This is a genomic window from Novimethylophilus kurashikiensis, assembly GCF_003112435.1.
Lineage (GTDB): Bacteria > Pseudomonadota > Gammaproteobacteria > Burkholderiales > Methylophilaceae > Novimethylophilus > Novimethylophilus kurashikiensis.
The window spans coordinates 155409-173208 of sequence record NZ_BDOQ01000002.1; the positions used below are offsets into that span (position 1 = coordinate 155409).

The window sequence follows — 17800 nt, forward strand, 5'->3', positions numbered from 1 at the left end:
TAGGGTCAGGCGAAGAGGGCAGCCTGCGTATCCTGGGTTTGCATGCGAAGCAGCTCATCCATGTCGAGTACCAGGACGATGGCTCCGTCGCCAGTCAGGGTGGCGCCGGCGATGCCTCTTGGCTTGATGTCGAGCAGGGATTTGATCACCACATCGGCCTGGCCGATGAAGCTGTCGATCGCCATGATGAAGGTGCTATCGCCGGTTTGCATGAGCACGCCGAATGCCGGCACGGTCGTCTGCTGCCAGCCGATGAGGCTGGCGAGGGTACGGATGGGCAATACTTCTTCTCGCACCACCATGGTCGCTTTGCCGGAAACGCGCTGTACGTCTTCCGGACGAATGGGAATAATCTCGCGTACCATCGACAAGGGCACGGCAAAAGGCTGTTCGCCCAGGCGCACCATAAGCACGGGTAGGATGGCTAGCGTGAGCGGCAGCAGAATACGGAAGCTTGTGCCTTGTCCGACTACGGAAGTGACATCCACGCGGCCGTTGAGTCGCTGAATGTTGGTTTTCACCACATCCATGCCGACGCCGCGACCTGAAACATCGGAAATCTGATCCTTGGTCGAGAAACCCGGCAGGAAGATCAATTGCAGGCTTTGGCGCTCGTCCAGCGAATTGGCGGTTTCGGCGTCGATCAAGCCCTTTTCCATGGCTTTCCCACGGATGACATCGGGACGGATACCTCGACCGTCATCGGAAATCTCGATGACAATGTGGTCGCCAATCTGCTCGGCGGAAAGATGAATCAAGCTCTTGGCTGATTTCCCGGCAAGCTGACGCTCTTCGGGACTATCGACACCATGGTCCACAGCATTACGAATGAGGTGAACGAGCGGATCGTTCAAGTCCTCGATCATGGTCTTGTCGATTTCGGTATCTTCACCCGACAACACCAGTTCCACATCCTTGCCCAGTTGGCGTGCGAGGTCGCGTGCCAAGCGAGGGTATTTCTGGAACAGACGACCGATGGGCTGCATGCGCGTCTTCATGACAGCGTTTTGCAGGTCGCCCACGAGCAAATCGAGCTGACTGACGGCTTCGTCGAGGTCCTTGATGCTATCGTGGTCAATCTTGCCTTGCATCATCGCAGTGCGGATGCAGGTCAGGCGGTTCTTGGTCAGGCCGATTTCGCCGGAAAGGTTCAGCACCTGGTCGAGGCGTGCCGTATCGACGCGGATGGAGGTGTCCTTTGATGCGGCAACAGCTGCGGGCGAGGTGGCCGTCTTGGGGGCCGTGCGAGCCGGAGTAATGGAAGCGCCTACGGGCGTCGTCGAGTCGGCTGCTGCGCCTGCAAGGGGATGACTGGGCGCGGCCGCTGGGGCTGCCGTAGCGGCTGGAGCCGGTGCGGTGCCAAGCAATCCATGATACATACCTGTCCAATCCGGACCCTCTGCGGCATTAGACGGTTCTGCTGCTACAGCAGCAGAAGGCGCCAGGATAGACTGGGACAAGCCGGGTGCGGCGGGAGCTGGCGCGGCCGTTGCAAGAGCAGGCATCGCTTCACCTGAAAGAACAGCGTCCAAGGAAGCCAGAATGGCAGGGTCTGCTGGCGAGGGCTGACGATTTTGCGAGAGCTCGCCAAACATTTCACGTACGATTGCTGTGGCGGCGAGGATCACGTCCATGATGCCTGGGTTGAGCTTAAGCTCGCCGTTTCGTAGCTTGTCAAACAGATTTTCGGTGCGGTGACAAAGCGCGACCATTTCATTCGCATTGAGGAAGCCTGCGCCGCCCTTGATGGTATGGAATCCACGGAAAATCTCGTTCAGGAGATCGTGGTCTTCCGGATGTTTTTCCAATTCCACCAGTTTGTTATCGACGCCTGCAAGCAGGTCGGAAGCTTCCGTCAGGAAATCTTGCAGCATGTCTTCCATGCCGGCGAAGTCACTCATGGTCTTTCCTTAAACGACAAGTCAGTCATTGTTATTAATGGTTGGTATCTTAGAAGCCTAGGCTTTCCAGCAATTCGTCCACTTGGTTTTGGCTCGTGACGATATCGCTTCGGCCTTCTGCATTGACCACAGGGCCGTTCAGCAAGCTGTCGCCCATTTCGCGTTTTTTCTCTTCTGATGCGCTGGCGATCAACATTTGCAGGAGCTGGTTTTCCAGCTGCTGCACTGTTTCTGCAAGTTTTTTGATCACCTGACCGGTTAAGTCCTGGTAGTCCTGGGCCATGACGATGTCCATCAGTTGGGCATTTGTGGCCTTAGTCTTGAGCGGAACATCCTGCAGGTGTTCGCGGGTTTGACCCACCAGTTGCTTGAACTCATCGATATTGAGCTGGCCGCTCATCATCTGATCCCAACGGGTAGACAGATGTTTCGCGTTGGTTTCCAGCGCTTCTTGTAGCGGCTTGGCGTTTTCTGTGGCGTTTAGCGTCTTGACGGCTGCTTGTTCCGTCAACGTGGAGATGTAGTTGAGGCGATCGCGAGCATCGGGCATCTTGCCGACAGCTTTTTCGATCGAGCGGTCATATCCCAGTTCACGCAACGTGTCGTGTAGCTTTCTCGTCAGATGCCCCACTTGGGCATAAACGTCTGTGCTGTCGCTGACCGGTGCTGCAGCAACCGCAGTTATTGCGGGCTCTGCTTGAACAGGCGCTTCTGCCTTAGGCGGCGGCGGTTCCGGCGTTGGTTCGTTAGCGCCGATGATGCTGTCAAACAGCGCTTCGAGTTCTGGTGTATCCCCTGATTCCGTGCTCACTATTTGCTCCTCAAATGCCCAGTTTTTCGAAAATCTTATTGAGCTTTTCTTCCAGGGTCGCTGCCGTAAACGGCTTGACCACATAGCCGTTAGCTCCGGCTTGTGCAGCAGCGATGATGTTTTCTTTCTTGGCTTCGGCAGTCACCATCATGACAGGCAAATGCTTCAATTCAGCATCGGCGCGGATCGCCTTCAGCAACTCGATCCCGGTCATATTGGGCATGTTCCAGTCGCTGACGACGAATTCGAAATTGCCGCCTTTCAGCTTGGTGAGGGCAACTGCACCGTCTTCTGCTTCATCGACGTTGGTGAAGCCGAGTTCCTTGAGCAGGTTGCGAACGATTCGGCGCATGGTTGAGAAGTCGTCCACCACCAGGAATTTCATATTTTTGTCAGGCATTAAGTTGCTCCGTGACGATCTCTAAACTTGAACAATAATTAAACCAGCAACGGGCGTAGCGTGTCGACCAGGATGAGCGGGTCGAATTTGGCCACGTAAGTATCAACGCCGGCCTGCATCCCCATATTGCGATTGGCTTGCGATGAGAGCGACGAGTGCATGACTACGGGAATTCCCTCGAAGCGGCGATCGCTCTTGATATTCTTTGTAAGCACATAGCCGTCCATTTCCGGCATTTCCGCGTCAGTTAAAATCAATCGCAAAGTCTGGTGTAAGGGACGGCCGTCTTGCTGTGCGCGGGCTGCGAGGGATTTCAGTTTTTCCCAGGCTTCGTGACCATTACTAGCTTGTTGGTGCTTGACGCCCAATCGATCCAGTACACCCACAATGGCTTTGCGCGCTACCGAGGAGTCATCAGTGAAGAAAATGAAGCGCTCGTCATCGGATTCAAGTGCTGCGATTTCGGGGATGACCTCTTCCCCAATGGCAGATGCCAGCAGTTGCTCTACGTCTAGAATGGATACCAGGCGTCCGTCAGGCAATTCTGTAATGGCGGTAATGATGCCTTCGTTGCCGCCCAGCATGTTTTGCGGAGGCTTTACCTTATCCCAGTCGACTCGAATGATGCGGTCTACGCTATCCACCAGGAAACCCTGTGTGTGACGGCTGAATTCAGTCACGATCAGCGTAGCGTTGGTGCACTTGTGATCATTACCCAACCTAATGAAGTTGGTGAGGGATATTACCGGGATGATGTTGCCACGCAATGAAATGAATCCCTCAACACCTGCCGGTACGTTGGGTGTTTTTGTGATGTATGGCGTGTGCGTGACTTCACGGACCTTGAATACATTGATGCCGAAGATTTCGTGTGTTCCCAGCGAGAACAGCAGGATCTCCATTTTATTGGAGCCTGCAAGCTTGGTGCGGGCATCCACATCGTCCAGAAGTGAGTTTTGTTCTGACATGGGCTCGTTTCTCCCAGAGACTTAGGCGTTTTGATTGGTGACCAGCATACGGCTCAATACCTCTGCCAGCTTATGGGGTTCGAACTTCGGCACGTACTCATCTACGCCCACCGACCGCCCAAGATGCGCATTGGCTTCGCTCGAGAGCGATGAGTGCATGATGACCGGAATACCGGCGAAGCGTGGGTCGCTCTTGATGTTGCGCGTCAGTACATAGCCGTCCATCTCGGGCATTTCCACGTCGGTCAACACCAATTGGATGTTATCGATGACTTTCTGCCCCAGTGCGTCGCAGCGGTTGGCGATCTTCAGCAATTCTTGCCAGGCTTCCTTGCCGTTGGTGGCGGAGACACTTGCAATTCCGAGGGCGTTCAAGGCCTTTTCGATTTGCTTGCGTGCCACCACAGAGTCATCCGTAAAGAATATTGTTTTGCCTGCAACGGGAATCGGCTTGAGCGAGGAAATCGCCGCATCGTCTACGTAATTGGAGGTTTCCGCCAGAATCTTCTCGACGTCCATCATCATCACGATTCGGCCGTCCTTGAGCTCGGTGACTGCAGTGATAAGGCCACCCATTTGTGCCGTAAGCATTTCTGGCGGTACCTTCATGGCAGACCAGTCGATGCGGAGAATAGTGTCCACGCTCTCGACCAGGAAACCTTGGGTGTGACCGTTGTATTCGGTCACAATCATGATCTGGGGTGCCTTGGAGTTGTGGATGCCCACGTATTTGATGAGATCGACCACCGGCACCAGAACTCCGCGCAAGCTGACCATGCCTTCGACCGAAGGCGGCATATCAGGTGCGTGGGTGATCTGGGGGATGCGCATGACTTCGCGCACTTTGAAAACGTTGATGCCGAAGGTTTCTTCCCGACCTGTACGTTCGTCCGTGCCTAACGAGAAAAGTAGCATCTCCAGCTTGTTAGAGCCGGCCAGCTTGGTGCGAGCGTCAATGCGCTTCAGTAGTTCGGACATCTCGGTGCTCCGTGAGTATCAGGCATTCTAGGTATTTATTGTGTTTTTAGGCCTTAATTATGCACTCGAATGGCCATTGAGGGAAAGGCCGAGTGCTGTAGCTGAGGCAATTCCTGATCTAATTTTCTGAAATGTGGACACTGTAGACCTATCACTTAAATTTTCTAACTCGGCATTTGTTATTGTTAGAGTCTGGATGCAGTTGTTCAGATGGCTAATGACCCAGGATCTATTTTTCAATCTTCAAACAAGCATTAGCAACGGCATTTTGACACTATACTTTAGATTGAACACATTTATATTGCATTCATGACCGACACATCAAAGCCTCCATCGACGCAAGAGGAACTCCAGCAGGCATTCGCCTTGTTCAATCAGGTTTCGGAGCAGCTGACGAGTGCCTACGCTGAATTGCAGGTGAAAGCCGAGGGACTCACTCAGGAACTTGCCGTGGCCAATGGTGAGTTACGGCGGCAATATGAGGAAAAAGAAGCGCTCTCGCAACGGCTCACTCGCCTGCTCGATGCTTTGCCGGGCGGTGTGGTAGTCCTAGATGCCGCAGGATTGGTTGAGGAGGCGAATCCAGCTGCACTTAAGTTGCTAACCGAGCCTGTGATCGGTGCACCATGGGAATCGGTGCGTGAGCGGTGCCTGGAGGCTACGCCGACGCCAGGCGAATGGCTGTTGGCGGGTACCGAACGGCGTATCAGCATTTCATCCAATATTCGCGAAGGGCTGCACGGCGAAATCTTGCTGTTGCAAGAAGTAACCGATGCCTACGCCATGCAGATCCAGCTGCAGCGCCATAAGCGTTTATCCGCCATGGGCGAAATGGCTGCAGCCCTGGCGCATCAGCTCCGTACTCCTTTGGCCGCGGCATTGCTCTACACCTCGCATCTGGCGGATGCCAATCTTGCACCGGAAGATCGAAGCCGGTTCTCCGAAAAGGCCTTGGGGCGATTGCGTTATCTTGAAAAGCTCATCAAGGACATGCTGGTGTTCGTGCGTGGCGGCCGCAGCGCGCAGGAGAAAATCTTGGTGTCTTCGCTCGTGTCCGAAGTGCAGCAAGTGATGGAGCCGCAATTGATTCAGGCTGGAATTGCGTTCACTGTCGACGATCAAAGTCAGGATGCTTGCGTGCTCGGTAGCCGCGAAGCCTTGGCGGGCGCCTTACATAACCTGTTGAGTAATGCCATGCAAGCCTGCAAGGCGGGCGGTTCGGTATCGCTGTCTTCTGGAGTGGATGATGGAAAGATTTTGTTCAAGGTGTGCGACACGGGCAAGGGCATCCCTGTGGCGCTGCAGGAGCGATTGTTCGAGCCATTTTTTACCACGCGCACCGAAGGCACGGGGCTCGGGCTCGCCATCGTGCGCGAGGTCGTCCAAATTCACGGCGGCGAGATTGCAGTAAAATCCGTCGAAAACGAGGGCAGCGAATTCTGCCTCAGCTTTCCGATCGTCAAACAATGAAACAACTACCTATTTTGATCGTTGAGGACGACGCTAGTCTGCGCGAGGCGTTGGTCGATACATTAGAGCTCTCTCGCTATCGCGTGTTGATTGCACAGGATGGTGTCCAGGCGTTAGCCGTATTGCGGCAGCATGCGGTTGGGTTGGTCATCACCGATGTCCAAATGCCCAACATGACGGGCTTGCAGCTGCTGCACGAGATTAAATCCGAATGGCCTCATGTGCCGGTGTTGCTGATGACGGCCTATGGCGTCATTTCCCAGGCGGTCGAGGCGATGCGAGAGGGGGCTTGCGATTATCTGGTCAAGCCTTTTGAAGTCGAGGATTTGTTGTCCAGGGCCGCCCGCTGGATGTTGCCGGCAAGTTTTGCCAGCCAGCAGCAAACAGTCATGGATGACCCGGCCAGCAGTAGCCTCTACGGCATGGCGCTGAAGGTCGCCGATACTCCGGCAACCGTGATGATTACCGGTGAGTCCGGGACTGGCAAGGAAGTGATGGCGCGATTTATCCATCAGCATTCCTCACGGGCGGAAAAGCCCTTTGTTGCCGTCAATTGTGCCGCTATCCCGGACAACCTGCTCGAGGCAACCATGTTCGGCTACGAAAAAGGTGCCTTTACCGGTGCCACGCAGGCGCAGCCGGGGAAGTTCGAGCAGGCGCAGGGCGGCACGCTGCTGTTGGATGAAATTTCCGAAATGCCGCTGGCGCTACAGGCCAAATTGCTGCGGGTATTGCAGGAGCGTGAGGTCGAGCGCGTCGGGGGGCATAAGGCGATTGCATTGGATGTACGTGTGCTGGCGACTTCCAATCGCGACATGAAGGCTGAGGTTGAGAAGGGGGCGTTCCGGGAGGATTTATTCTATCGCCTGAATGTTTTCCCCTTACAGATTGCACCATTGCGCGAGCGAGTGCAGGATATCTTGCCTTTGGCGCGTCATTTTCTTTCGGAAATGTCTGCTTCCATGGGACGAAAATCCATGCGACTGTCAGATGAGGCGGAGCAAACACTGTTGAGCTACCCTTGGCCGGGCAATGCACGCGAACTTGAGAATGTGATTCAGCGCGCAGTGATTCTGGCTGGTAGCGATAATATTTTACCGCAACACCTACATCTGCCTATTTCCGCACAAAGGCCTCATCGACAACCCCCTGACGTGACGGGAGAGGCTTCGGGCGAGATCAATGATCTTAAATCCCTGGAAAAAGTCCACATCATGAATGCGCTAGATTCGGTAAACGGGTCACGCAAGCTGGCAGCACAAAAGCTAGGCATGAGCGAGCGCACCTTGCGGCATAAGTTGCAGCAGTATCGGGAAGGAAAGTGAATTGGCCCAGGATTTGCTTTTTAAAGCCTAGACAAATACTTCCGATGTAGGACTATAATCGGATAACAACTTGAGAAACGCAATGGATACAAAGGGCATTGATCAATTACTCAGTCAGATGAACGCTGCGGCGGCAATCGCCGGCGGCAAAACTGACACGGCTCCCGCCGACAGTGCGGCAAATTTTGCCGATGCCCTCAAGGGGGCGATCGATCAGGTCAATGCGGCACAACAAGGCGCTGATCAAAAAGCCGAGGATTTTCAACTCGGCAAGCCTGAGGCAAATATTCAGGATGTGATGATCTCGCTGCAAAAAGCCAGTATTTCCTTCCAGACCATGGTGCAGGTGCGTAATAAGCTGGTTGCTGCATATCAGGACGTAATGAACATGCAGGTTTAATTACCTTGCGAATTGCATCCGAATTTCTCTTCTAGATATATCCAACCTTTTAACCAACAAAAATAACTAACTATGGCAACGACTTCTCTTGATCTCGGTTGCGGCCTCAATCCTAAAAATATTTTCAATGCGGAAGTGGTTTATGGGATTGATGTTCGAAATGATACCGCCAACAATATTGTCAAAGCGGACTTGGTGATAGAGCCTATTCCTTTTGATTCGAATTTCTTTGATTTTGTTACGGCACACGACTTTCTAGAGCATATTCCCCGGTTGATCTATGCTCCGCAACGAAGAAATCCTTTTGTTGAGTTAATGAGCGAGGTCTTCCGTGTGCTCAAGCCGGGTGGAAAGTTTTTATCTCAAACGCCGGCTTATCCGCATGCCGAGGCCTTCTGCGACCCGACGCACGTCAATATCATTACAGAGCAGACGTTTCCCTACTATTTTGATGATGTAAATAATTGGGGAGCCATTTATGGTTTTAATGGGTCTTTCAGGATATTAAGCCAATCATGGCAAGGCCCTCACTTGATTACTATCATGGAGAAAGTTTCGAAGTAGATTGAGTGTGCGCAACTAAGCACTTGTCTTACGTTTCCGTCTTCCATGCATATGATCTAGCAGGCTGTAGTAGTTGGAAGGCTCCAAGACGGTTGGAATCGCTTCCGGCAACATTTCTGGATAATCCTTGCTGTAGTGCAACCCACGGCTTTCTTGGCGTTCCATGGCACTTCTCACGATGAGCTCGGCCACTTGAAGCAGGTTGCGCAGCTCAATTAAATCGCCATTAACCCGGAAGTTGCTATAGAACTCATGGACCTCATCGCGTAGCAGGTTGATGCGGTGCATGGCGCGGGTTAGTCGCTTGTTGGTGCGCACGATGCCCACGTAATTCCACATAAAGCGTCGAAGTTCGCTCCAGTTATGAGTGATGACGATTTCTTCATCTGCGTCCGTCACCCGGCTTTCATCCCAATCCGGTAATTCAGGAATCTCCATGCCACGCTGCGTCAGGATGTCGATGGCGGTTGCGCGTGCGAATACCATGCATTCCAGCAATGAGTTAGATGCCAGTCTATTGGCGCCGTGTAATCCGGTACAGGCGGCTTCGCCAATGGCATATAGATGCGGGAGATCGGTGCGGCTATTCATGTCCGTCATCAGTCCGCCGCAGGAATAGTGGGCGGCTGGCACGACAGGAATAGGTTGCTTGGTGATGTCGATGCTAAGTTCGAAGCAGCGCCGGTAAATGGTCGGGAAATGCGACAGGATGAAATCGGCGGGACGGTGCGAAATGTCTAGGTAAACGCAGTCGATCCCGCGTTTTTTCATCTCGTAGTCGATGGCCCGTGCCACAACATCACGGGGTGCCAATTCGGCGCGTTCATCGTGCTCCGGCATGAAGCGCGTCCCGTCCGGCAGTTTGAGAATGCCGCCTTCGCCGCGCACTGCCTCGGTAATCAGGAAAGACTTGGCCTGCGGGTGATAGAGGCAAGTGGGATGGAACTGGATGAATTCCATGTTTGCCACGCGGCAACCGGCCCGCCAGCCCATCGCCACGCCGTCGCCCGTCGCCACGTCCGGGTTGGTTGTGTAGAGGTACACCTTGCCCGCGCCGCCTGTCGCCAATACCGTGTTTTGAGCGCCGATGGTCACTACCTTGCCTTGCTGTTGGTCGAGCACGTAGGCGCCCAGGCAGCGATTATTGCGTCTGTCGTTCTTCTTGGCCGTGATGAGGTCGACGGCGATGTGATGCTCCAACACCGTGATGTTGGGATGGCGTCTTACTTTTTCGGCCAGCGTTTCCTGCACGGCGTGTCCAGTCGCATCGGCGGCATGGATGATGCGCCTGCGGCTGTGGCCGCCTTCGCGAGTCAGGTGGAAACCGCTGTTGTCGTCTTCACGGGTGAACGGCACGCCTTGGTCGATCAGCCACTGTACCGTTTCACGGCTATGTTCTACAACGAACCGAGTGACTTCCGGATCGCAAAGGCCGGCGCCGGCAATCAAGGTGTCCTGGATGTGCGCTTCAATAGTGTCGTCGTCGGCCAGCACCGCAGCGATGCCACCTTGGGCCCAATGGCTCGAACTGTCGTTGAGTTCTCTTTTTGTAATCAGGCAGATGCTGCGGGTAGACGCCAGGTGAAGCGCGAGGGTCAAACCGGCCAGACCGCTGCCTATGATGAGTACATCGAATTTCCGCAAAATCAGGACTCGTAATCGGGAATTGAACCAACCCGAGTTTAGCGTTGTCTGTTAGCTGCGTACAGTGTTGGCGCGGTATACTTCGCTGATCGCACATAACAAGGCAATAACAGGGAGAAGCGCTCTTGGCGAGCGACCGTGACATAGATCAGCAACTGGTCGAACGGGTTCAGCGTGGAGATAAGCAGGCTTTCGGGCTATTGGTGGACAAATACCGCCGCAAGCTCGGCCGGCTGCTGTCCCGCTTCATCCGCGACCAGGCGGAAGTGGAAGACGTGGTGCAAGAGGCCTTTATCAAGGCTTACCGCGCGCTACCCAATTTCCGCGGGGAAAGTGCTTTTTATACCTGGCTCTACCGCATTGGCATCAATACTGCCAAGAACTACCTGGTATCCATGGGGCGCCGGCCGCAGACCTCGAACGAGATCGACGTGGACGACGCGGAGAACTTCGAGGACGGCGACGAATTGAGAACACTCGATACGCCGGAAACTGAACTGATGACACAGGAAATTGCCAAAACCGTGCAGTTGGCAATTGATGCATTGCCTGAAGATCTGAAAACCGCAATCGTGCTGCGCGAAATCGAAGGTTTGAGCTATGAAGAGATCGCCACAATGATGGATTGCCCGATCGGGACCGTGCGTTCACGCATCTTCCGTGCCCGTGAATCCATCGCCGAACGATTACGGCCGTTGCTCGATACCCCCCAGGATAAAAGATGGTAGTAGACAGGAGAATCAAATGAAGGAACAGCTATCCGCACTCATGGATGGAGAGATGGATATGGATGAAAATCCACATCTATACACAGCACTTTGTAAAAGCGATGAAGCTGAAGCGTGCTGGTCGACCTACCATCTTATTGGCGACGTAATGCGCGGCGAATTCCACGCGCAAAACGGCATGTATTCCAAGATTATGCAGCAACTCGAATCCGAACCCACCGTATTGGCACCGCGACGCCGTACCCTGCGCGAGCGTTTGCAGCATCAGCATGTGGTGCCTGTTGCCGCATCAGTGGCTGCTGTCGCATTCGTCGGCTGGATCGTCTGGCAATCCCAGAATGTCGGATTGCCTACCCAAGCGCCTGCCCCCTCCATCGCCCAGAACACCTTGTCTCCCGAATCTCTCAACAATTACATGCTGGCTCACCATGAATACGCACCGACCTACGGTATGCAGCATGCGTATGAAATCCAGCCTGCTACTTATTCGGAAACCGGTAATTGATTCGAATGCGCTCGTTGATCCGTCGCCTCGGTTTGTTGCTTTGGTTGTTGCCGCTAGCGGGACAGGCGGCGGAGTCCGGTGATCCCTGGCTGATGTTGGACAAAGCCAATCAAGCTGCACATCAGCTCAATTACAAGGGGGTGTTCGTTTATCAGGCGGGCGCCAATGTGAGTTCGATGCAGATCATGCACGTGAACTACGGCCCCAGCGGCGAGTTTGCGCGCCTGGTGCTGCTGGACGGTGTTCCTCGCGAGATGCTCCGCCAGGGCAATGACGTGGTGATCTACCAGCCCAAGAGCGAAAAGGTCATGGTAGACAAGCGTCGGCTGCAGAACGGTTTCCCTGCTGTGTTGCCCAAGCTGACAGACGACCTGAAAGCGAACTACCAGATCAAGCTTGGCGGTACCGAGCGCATCGGCGGACACGAAGGGCAAATGGTCACTCTGGACCCGCGAGACAAACTCCGTTATCGATGCAAGCTGTGGATCGAGCGTGAATCGGGATTGCTCCTTAAGATGGCCATCCTCAATGACAAGGATGAAGTGATCGAGCAAGTGGCGTTCAGCCAGTTGATGCTGGTGGATAGTGACAATAGTGACTGGTTCCATCCGGATATCCAGCGCGGTAAAAGCTACGTGATGGCGCCCGAGGAAACCGTGACACCGATTCCTGCACGGGATGAAAGCTGGACGGTCACGCATTTACCGCCGGGGTTCCGCAAGACTGAGCAGGTTAAACGTGCAGTGCCGGGCAAGCCTTATCCGGTTAGCCATCTCGTGTTCTGGGATGGTCTTGCCTCGGTGTCTGTATTCATCGAGCCCGTGAGTCAGGGTGTCTCGGTGCCCAAGGTCGGCAGTTTCAGCCAGGGCGCTACCAATGTATTGGTGACAGTGCACGATGGTCATCAGGTCGTGGTGATGGGCGAAGTGCCTGCAGCTACGGTCGCACAAATTTCCAACGGAGTCGTATTTAACAAATGATTGAAGAGCAAGCTGTCGTGGTCGCCGTGGAAGGCGACCGCGCACATCTGGAAATCCGTCGTAACGCGCCTTGCGGGCTTTGCGGCACCACGCAGGGCTGCGGGGTATCCCTATGGGGCCGATTGTTCAAGCGCAACAGTGGCGGATTCTGGACGTCGAATGCACTGCAAGCCAAGGTTGGCGAAGCTGTGATTATCGGCATAGAGGAGGGCGCATTGCTGGCCGGTTCGTTGACGGCCTACCTTATACCCCTTGTGCTGGTTTGTATCGGCGCATTTATCGGTAGTGGCGCTTCTGCATCCCGCGTTGGCGGCGATGCGGGGGCTGTCATCGGCGCCCTGGCCGGCCTCTTTGCCGGTTTCGTATGGGTCAAGTTCCAAACGCAACGCCGTGAGACGGACGGGCGTTATCAGCCCGTGATGTTGCGGCGCGGCGAATTGGTGTCTATTCGTCATTGTTCAAGGTGATTCTTTATGATGCGAAAGCTCTGGGTTACAGCCCTTTTCCTGCTCTCATTCACGACGACTGTATTGGCCAAAGACCTGCCTGATTTCACCGAACTGGTGGAAAAGCAGGGGGCTGCAGTCGTTAATATCAGTACCGTCACCACTGTGCACGCCAACGGCGGCAACGGCATGATGCCGTTCCCCAACGTGCCGGAGGATGATCCTTTCTACGAATTTTTCCGCCACTTCGCGCCTCCAGGATCGCAAGGGCCGCAAGGTCCGGGCGGGCAGGGCGGTGGTCAGGATTACAAGACCCAATCGCTGGGCTCCGGGTTCATTGTCAGTTCGGACGGCTATGTGCTGACCAATGCACACGTGGTGAACGACGCCGACGAAGTCATCGTCAAGCTGACTGACCGCCGCGAGTTCAAGGCCAAGATCATCGGTTCTGATCCGCGTTCCGATGTCGCCTTGATCAAGATCGAGGCTACCGGTCTGCCCAAGGTTACACTGGGCGATCCTACGCAACTTAAGGTCGGTGAATGGGTTGTTGCCATCGGTTCGCCCTTCGGACTCGAGAACACCGTGACGGCTGGTATCGTCAGCGCCAAGGGTCGCGCCCTCCCGCAGGAAAATTATGTTCCGTTCATTCAGACCGACGTGGCTATCAATCCGGGTAACTCCGGCGGTCCGTTGTTCAACATGAAAGGCGAAGTCGTCGGCATCAATTCCCAGATCTATAGCCGTTCTGGTGGCTATATGGGACTGTCGTTCGCCATTCCGATCGACGTGGCGATGGACGTGCAAAACCAGCTCAAGTCCACCGGCAAAGTGTCGCGTGGCTGGCTGGGAATCGGTATCCAGGAAATCACCAAAGAGCTGGCGGATTCCTTTGGCATGAAGAACACCAACGGTGCCTTGGTGGCAGGCATCGAGAAGGGTAGTCCTGCCGAGCGTAGCGGTTTGGAACCGGGGGATGTGATCATTCGTTTCGACGGTAAACCGGTCGTTAATTCTTCTGATTTGCCGCGAATTGTCGGTGGCACCAAGCCCGGCAAGGACGTCACAATGGAAGTGCTGCGCAAAGGTGCAACGCGTAACCTTTCAGTTAAAGTCGGTGAGATGCCGGACGAGAAAGACGAAGCCAAGGCTGCGCCGCGCGGCCCGGCCAAGGTAGAGCCCAACCGCCTCGGCTTGCAGTTACGCGATCTGACGCCGCAGCAAAAGAAGAAACTGGGCAAGAACGGCTTGCTGGTTTTGAACTCCCAAGGGACTGCTGCGCTTGCCGGCATTCGCCGCGGCGACGTTGTGCTGGCTGTCAACAACAACGAAGTGCAAGGTGTCGACCAGTTCAACAAGCTGATCGACGGCATGGTTGGCAAGACTGTCGCGTTGCTGATCCTGCGCGGAGACAGCACCTTGTATGTGCCGGTAAAAGTCAACGGGAAGTAATCTTTCCCGAACGAAAAAGGGCGCCGCGGCGCCCTTTTTTATTGGTAGTTGCCTCGCGATCAATTCCGCAGCAGGTGAACCACACCCTCGAGTCCGCTATGGTTGAGCGCGAATGTAGCCTGGGTCTGCACTACGGGTTTGGCGTGATAAGCCACTCCGGCGCCGGCTACGGCCATCATCTTGAGGTCGTTGGCGCCATCACCCACGGCAATGACTTGTTCCTTGATCAGGCCCAGTTCTTCGCGGATACGAATCAAACTGTCAGCCTTGCCCTGAGCATCCAGGATGTTGCCTAACACCTTGCCAGTCAGTTTGCCGTCGATTATTTCCAAAGTATTCGAATACGCGTAGTCGAGCCCAAGTCGGTTCTTGAGGCGGTCGGTGAAGAAGGTGAATCCACCTGACACCAACAGTGTGCGAATACCGTGTTTTTTGAGTTCGCCCAGCATGTATTCTGCGCCCGGATTGAGATGCAGGCGTTCGTCGTAGACGCGTTGCAGTGCGTTTTCGTCGAGACCGTTGAGCAGGGCCACGCGCCGGCGCAGGCTTTCTGCAAATTCGATCTCGCCGCGCATCGCGCTTTCGGTAATTTCCGCTACTTGCGGCTTGAGGCCGTACATATCGGCGATTTCGTCGATGCATTCGATCGAAATCAAGGTTGAATCCATGTCCATGACGACGAGGCCGACCTGATCGAGATTCAACTCGTCCGGAACGAACGCGTAGTCCAGACTTTGCTCGCGGCAATAGCTGCCGATGGCTTCGTTCGTTTCTACACCCTTGAACACATGCGCCGTCTCGGCGATTTGGGTTGCCTGAACTCCGGCCAGGGATGCAATGCGGGCCAACGATTCAGAGGTGATAGATGGGCCTTGGATGACGAGACGCATGGGGGAGTCTGTAAACAGAAAAGCCGCGGATTATAACATCGCGCGGCTTTGGTAACGGGACGGGCGATTACATGGGCTTCCAGGTGCCTTCGCTGACCTGGCAGGCTTTTTCGCGCCGTTTTTCGTTGACGCCATCACCTCGGATGGCGAGGTCATATTCTCTACATTTGCGGCCATCGATATCCAAGCCGCGTACTGGCGTGACACGGTAGCTCAAGCCGCTATTGGGGTTGTCCCAGACGACGCTGTTACGGTCGGAGGCAAGCTCCAGTGCGTGGCCGATACAAGCGCGGTCAGCTTTGTCCATTTGTTCGCCGATTTGATGGCCGACTACTGCGCCCAGTACGGAGCCAATAATGATGGCAACCGTTCGGCCGTCGCCTTTCCCCACCGTCGATCCGATTGCACCGCCTACGACACCACCCAGCACTGCGCCTATCTTGTCTCGATCGCAAGTACCCTCGACGATGCCGTAGTCGTCATCCCAGCGCTTGCCGGAATAGCCGGTGTAATAGGGATCGTGCTTTTTGCGCCAACCGTGCGCTGGCGCCCAGGGAGGTGGATCCGCATAGACCGAAGGAGATGCGGGGAGAATCAGGGCCAGGCCTATCAAGGCCAGGGCGGTACGGGTGGTTTTCATGATGAACCTTTCATTGTTGTGATTGCCGAAAAGTTGTAATTTAACCAATAACGTATGAGACCACAGACGGAGGACAGGATGGTTGCCCAACTCGAAGTCGCTACATTCGCCGGCGGTTGTTTCTGGTGCCTTGAAGCCGTATTCCGACAATTGCGGGGTGTGTCGTCTGTGGTTTCCGGTTTTATGGGCGGCACGTTGCTGAACCCAACTTATAAGCAAGTATGCGAAGGAACGACAGGGCATGCCGAAGTTATTCAGGTGACGTTCGATCCGCAAGTAGTTGCCTATCGCGATTTGCTTGAAGTCTTTTTCGCCAGCCATAACCCGACCACGCTTAATCGCCAGGGCAACGACATCGGCACGCAGTATCGTTCTGCCGTTTTCTACCATGACGAAAAACAACGGTTAGAGGCAGCGCAAGTTATTCGGGAAATCAACGCCAATGGCCTTTGGCCGAATCCGGTAGTGACGGAAGTGACGCCGTCAAGCCAATTCTATTCGGCCGAGTCCTACCATCAGGATTATTTCGCCAACAATACCCGTCAGCCCTATTGCCAGTTGGTGGTGATGCCCAAGGTTGCCCATGTTCGGGAGCAATTCCCGGACATGGTCAGTGTCGGCTGAGCCACTGCCTTCGCCAGAAGATCAGCCCCATGACGCTGGCGATGGTGGCCATGCCTCCCATCGCAACCCAGAAACCGTCGGCGCTATCGAGTAGCGGTATATATTTGAAATTCATGCCGAATACGCCTGCAATTAAGGTTGCAGGCATGAACAGCATGGCCATTACGGTCAGAGCACGCACTTCCATGTTGACCCGTTTGCTGATGCTGGAAAGATAAATGTCCAGCATGCCGGCGAGGAGGTCGCGCAAGGCCTCCAGCGATTCGATGAAATGCACGGTGTGGTCGTAGACATCGCGCAGGTACAGGACGGTTTCGTGGGTAAAAAAGCCCGATTCGTTGCGGATCAGGCTATTGACGACTTCGCGCAGCGGCCAGACGGCGCGACGTAGAGTTACGCTCTCGCGCTTGAGCTTATGGATGTTTTGCAGGACGCAAGTCGTCGGTTTATCTAGCACTTCGTCTTCCAGCGTCTCGCAATCGTCGCTAATTTGCTCCAACGCAATGAAGTACCGGTCGACGATGATATCGAGCAGGGCATAGGCGAGATAGCCGGGGCCTGCAGTGCGGATGTGGCCCTTGTTGGCGCGCAGCCGTTCGCGCAGCGGATCGAATGAGCCGGTGCGACGTTCTTGAAAGGTCAGCACGAAATCCCGACCCAGCACGATGCTCACTTGCTCGGAGCCGATGAGCATGGAGGATTTGTCGTAGCTGAAAAAGCGTGTGACAAGGAAAAGGTAATCGTCGTAGGTGTCCAGCTTGGGGCGCTGGTCGGTATTGAGGATGTCTTCCAACACCAGGGGGTGCAGGTTAAACGTCCGGCCGATCTCGGCCATGAGGTCGGGGTCGTGCAGCCCGTAGACATTGAGCCAGCGCGTGCCGACTGCTTCCGGCAGGCAAAGGTCGGTCAGGTTGCCTGCGGCTTTCTCGGTGAGCTGGTTGCCATCGAAACTGATCAATACCAGTTCCGGCCGCTCCGTTTTTACCTCGCCGATATGGATCAGCGAGCCTGCTGGCAGCCCGACTTTTTCCGAACGTCTTTTGTGTTTTCTTGACATCCCCGCATCCTACATCA

The 17800-nt window shown here is 54.8% G+C and carries 19 protein-coding genes; 10 read left to right on the top strand and 9 right to left on the bottom strand.

Going from position 1 to position 17800, the window contains the following annotated elements:
* Positions 1 to 5: 5 nt before the first annotated feature.
* From NMK_RS01980 to NMK_RS02000, 5 genes are read right to left on the bottom strand one after another with little or no spacing between them, the layout of a single operon-like run.
* Complete coding sequence (locus NMK_RS01980; RefSeq protein WP_109014083.1) at positions 6 to 1901, bottom strand: chemotaxis protein CheA; 1896 nt, start codon at positions 1899 to 1901, stop codon at positions 6 to 8.
* A gap of 49 nt (positions 1902 to 1950) precedes the next feature.
* The gene (gene cheZ, locus NMK_RS01985) at positions 1951 to 2712 is read right to left on the bottom strand and encodes a protein phosphatase CheZ (protein ID WP_227871324.1); all 762 of its coding nucleotides are present in this window, start codon (positions 2710 to 2712) and stop codon (positions 1951 to 1953) included.
* 10 nt (positions 2713 to 2722) lie between these two features.
* A complete protein-coding gene (gene cheY / locus NMK_RS01990) occupies positions 2723 to 3112 on the bottom strand; it encodes a chemotaxis response regulator CheY (protein WP_109014085.1) in 390 nt (129 codons plus the stop codon).
* Positions 3113 to 3150: 38 nt separating this feature from the next.
* Positions 3151 to 4080, bottom strand: coding sequence for a chemotaxis protein (locus NMK_RS01995; RefSeq protein ID WP_109014086.1), 930 nt, complete (start codon positions 4078 to 4080; stop codon positions 3151 to 3153).
* A 21-nt stretch (positions 4081 to 4101) separates the two neighbouring features.
* Positions 4102 to 5058, bottom strand: coding sequence for a chemotaxis protein (locus tag NMK_RS02000; protein ID WP_109014087.1), 957 nt, complete (start codon positions 5056 to 5058; stop codon positions 4102 to 4104).
* A gap of 309 nt (positions 5059 to 5367) precedes the next feature.
* Between NMK_RS02000 and NMK_RS02005 the strand changes: the two genes are divergently transcribed.
* The 4 genes from NMK_RS02005 to NMK_RS02020 all read left to right on the top strand — a co-directional run bounded on the left by NMK_RS02005 (position 5368) and on the right by NMK_RS02020 (position 8817).
* Positions 5368 to 6528 (top strand): sensor histidine kinase, encoded by a 1161-nt coding sequence (locus NMK_RS02005; protein ID WP_109014088.1) that lies wholly within the window; start codon positions 5368 to 5370, stop codon positions 6526 to 6528.
* Complete coding sequence (locus tag NMK_RS02010) at positions 6525 to 7853, top strand: sigma-54-dependent transcriptional regulator (protein ID WP_109014089.1); 1329 nt, start codon at positions 6525 to 6527, stop codon at positions 7851 to 7853. The genes NMK_RS02005 and NMK_RS02010 overlap by 4 nt, the downstream gene beginning before the upstream one ends.
* Positions 7854 to 7935: 82 nt before the next feature.
* Positions 7936 to 8253 (top strand): flagellar hook-basal body complex protein FliE, encoded by a 318-nt coding sequence (gene fliE / locus NMK_RS02015; protein ID WP_109014090.1) that lies wholly within the window; start codon positions 7936 to 7938, stop codon positions 8251 to 8253.
* 72 nt (positions 8254 to 8325) lie between these two features.
* Complete coding sequence (locus NMK_RS02020) at positions 8326 to 8817, top strand: methyltransferase domain-containing protein (protein WP_109014091.1); 492 nt, start codon at positions 8326 to 8328, stop codon at positions 8815 to 8817.
* 15 nt (positions 8818 to 8832) lie between these two features.
* Here the strand turns inward: NMK_RS02020 and nadB are convergent, their stop codons facing one another.
* Entirely contained in the window at positions 8833 to 10461 is a 1629-nt protein-coding gene (gene nadB / locus NMK_RS02025; protein WP_227871325.1) for an L-aspartate oxidase, read from the bottom strand.
* Between the two features lie 125 nt (positions 10462 to 10586).
* Here nadB and rpoE point away from each other — a divergent pair, with 125 nt between their 5' ends.
* From rpoE to NMK_RS02050, 5 genes are read left to right on the top strand one after another with little or no spacing between them, the layout of a single operon-like run.
* Positions 10587 to 11189 (top strand): RNA polymerase sigma factor RpoE, encoded by a 603-nt coding sequence (rpoE, locus tag NMK_RS02030; protein WP_109014093.1) that lies wholly within the window; start codon positions 10587 to 10589, stop codon positions 11187 to 11189.
* A gap of 16 nt (positions 11190 to 11205) precedes the next feature.
* Positions 11206 to 11694, top strand: coding sequence for a sigma-E factor negative regulatory protein (locus tag NMK_RS02035; RefSeq protein ID WP_109014094.1), 489 nt, complete (start codon positions 11206 to 11208; stop codon positions 11692 to 11694).
* Between the two features lie 5 nt (positions 11695 to 11699).
* Entirely contained in the window at positions 11700 to 12674 is a 975-nt protein-coding gene (locus NMK_RS02040; protein ID WP_109014095.1) for a MucB/RseB C-terminal domain-containing protein, read from the top strand.
* Complete coding sequence (locus NMK_RS02045; protein WP_109014096.1) at positions 12671 to 13141, top strand: SoxR reducing system RseC family protein; 471 nt, start codon at positions 12671 to 12673, stop codon at positions 13139 to 13141. The genes NMK_RS02040 and NMK_RS02045 overlap by 4 nt, the downstream gene beginning before the upstream one ends.
* A 9-nt stretch (positions 13142 to 13150) precedes the next feature.
* Positions 13151 to 14572 (top strand): DegQ family serine endoprotease, encoded by a 1422-nt coding sequence (locus tag NMK_RS02050; RefSeq protein WP_370848364.1) that lies wholly within the window; start codon positions 13151 to 13153, stop codon positions 14570 to 14572.
* Positions 14573 to 14631: 59 nt separating this feature from the next.
* Here the strand turns inward: NMK_RS02050 and serB are convergent, their stop codons facing one another.
* The gene (gene serB / locus NMK_RS02055) at positions 14632 to 15462 is read right to left on the bottom strand and encodes a phosphoserine phosphatase SerB (RefSeq protein ID WP_109014098.1); all 831 of its coding nucleotides are present in this window, start codon (positions 15460 to 15462) and stop codon (positions 14632 to 14634) included.
* 67 nt (positions 15463 to 15529) lie between these two features.
* A complete protein-coding gene (locus tag NMK_RS02060) occupies positions 15530 to 16102 on the bottom strand; it encodes an RT0821/Lpp0805 family surface protein (RefSeq protein WP_109014099.1) in 573 nt (190 codons plus the stop codon).
* A 78-nt stretch (positions 16103 to 16180) separates the two neighbouring features.
* Here NMK_RS02060 and msrA point away from each other — a divergent pair, with 78 nt between their 5' ends.
* Positions 16181 to 16726, top strand: a complete 546-nt coding sequence (gene msrA, locus NMK_RS02065; RefSeq protein WP_109014100.1) for a peptide-methionine (S)-S-oxide reductase MsrA — start codon at positions 16181 to 16183, stop codon at positions 16724 to 16726.
* Here msrA and corA read toward each other — a convergent pair.
* Entirely contained in the window at positions 16713 to 17783 is a 1071-nt protein-coding gene (gene corA / locus NMK_RS02070; RefSeq protein ID WP_109014101.1) for a magnesium/cobalt transporter CorA, read from the bottom strand. The genes msrA and corA overlap by 14 nt on opposite strands.
* Positions 17784 to 17800: the final 17 nt, after the last annotated feature.

Coding starts and splice junctions, on each gene's coding strand:
- NMK_RS01980 (WP_109014083.1), bottom strand. CDS start 1,901: ATGAGTGACTTCGCCGGCATGGAAGACATGCTGCAAGATTTCCTGACG.
- cheY (WP_109014085.1), bottom strand. CDS start 3,112: ATGCCTGACAAAAATATGAAATTCCTGGTGGTGGACGACTTCTCAACC.
- NMK_RS01995 (WP_109014086.1), bottom strand. CDS start 4,080: ATGTCAGAACAAAACTCACTTCTGGACGATGTGGATGCCCGCACCAAG.
- NMK_RS02000 (WP_109014087.1), bottom strand. CDS start 5,058: ATGTCCGAACTACTGAAGCGCATTGACGCTCGCACCAAGCTGGCCGGC.
- NMK_RS02005 (WP_109014088.1), top strand. CDS start 5,368: ATGACCGACACATCAAAGCCTCCATCGACGCAAGAGGAACTCCAGCAG.
- NMK_RS02010 (WP_109014089.1), top strand. CDS start 6,525: ATGAAACAACTACCTATTTTGATCGTTGAGGACGACGCTAGTCTGCGC.
- fliE (WP_109014090.1), top strand. CDS start 7,936: ATGGATACAAAGGGCATTGATCAATTACTCAGTCAGATGAACGCTGCG.
- NMK_RS02020 (WP_109014091.1), top strand. CDS start 8,326: ATGGCAACGACTTCTCTTGATCTCGGTTGCGGCCTCAATCCTAAAAAT.
- NMK_RS02035 (WP_109014094.1), top strand. CDS start 11,206: ATGAAGGAACAGCTATCCGCACTCATGGATGGAGAGATGGATATGGAT.
- NMK_RS02040 (WP_109014095.1), top strand. CDS start 11,700: ATGCGCTCGTTGATCCGTCGCCTCGGTTTGTTGCTTTGGTTGTTGCCG.
- NMK_RS02045 (WP_109014096.1), top strand. CDS start 12,671: ATGATTGAAGAGCAAGCTGTCGTGGTCGCCGTGGAAGGCGACCGCGCA.
- NMK_RS02050 (WP_370848364.1), top strand. CDS start 13,151: ATGCGAAAGCTCTGGGTTACAGCCCTTTTCCTGCTCTCATTCACGACG.
- serB (WP_109014098.1), bottom strand. CDS start 15,462: ATGCGTCTCGTCATCCAAGGCCCATCTATCACCTCTGAATCGTTGGCC.
- NMK_RS02060 (WP_109014099.1), bottom strand. CDS start 16,102: ATGAAAACCACCCGTACCGCCCTGGCCTTGATAGGCCTGGCCCTGATT.
- msrA (WP_109014100.1), top strand. CDS start 16,181: ATGGTTGCCCAACTCGAAGTCGCTACATTCGCCGGCGGTTGTTTCTGG.
- corA (WP_109014101.1), bottom strand. CDS start 17,783: ATGTCAAGAAAACACAAAAGACGTTCGGAAAAAGTCGGGCTGCCAGCA.